Raw genomic sequence first — 352 nt, forward strand, 5'->3', positions numbered from 1 at the left:
TTTCCCAGTGACAAAGACCGGATGTACCGTGTGCTGGGACGGATCCGAAGATTTCAGCGGGAACATGGATCGCGTCAGGCGCAGGGAAGATGGGCATATGCAAAACGTCTGAATACAGAGCTTGGCAGAAAGATTGCAAGGGAAATCGTTCTGTATGCGTCAGAAAAGAAGGCAGATGTGATTGTTTTCGAATATCTGGAAATGAAAGGAAAACTTTCTGGGAAGAAAAAGCAGAAACTGCAGATGTGGAGAAAACGAGATATCCAGAAACGGTGCGGACAGCAGGCACACAGAAAGGAAATCCGAATTTCCCGAATCTGTGCCTGGAACACGAGCAGGCTTGCCTTTGATG

1 pseudogene is annotated in these 352 nt (G+C 47.7%); it reads left to right on the forward strand.

The annotated features are described in order from the left end of the window. Window positions 1-352 (forward strand): annotated as a pseudogene (locus DXD02_RS15880) (IS200/IS605 family accessory protein TnpB-related protein); the annotation flags it as partial.

This window comes from Blautia sp. TF10-30 (assembly GCF_003481245.1).
Taxonomy (GTDB): Bacteria; Bacillota; Clostridia; order Lachnospirales; family Lachnospiraceae; genus Fusicatenibacter; species Fusicatenibacter saccharivorans.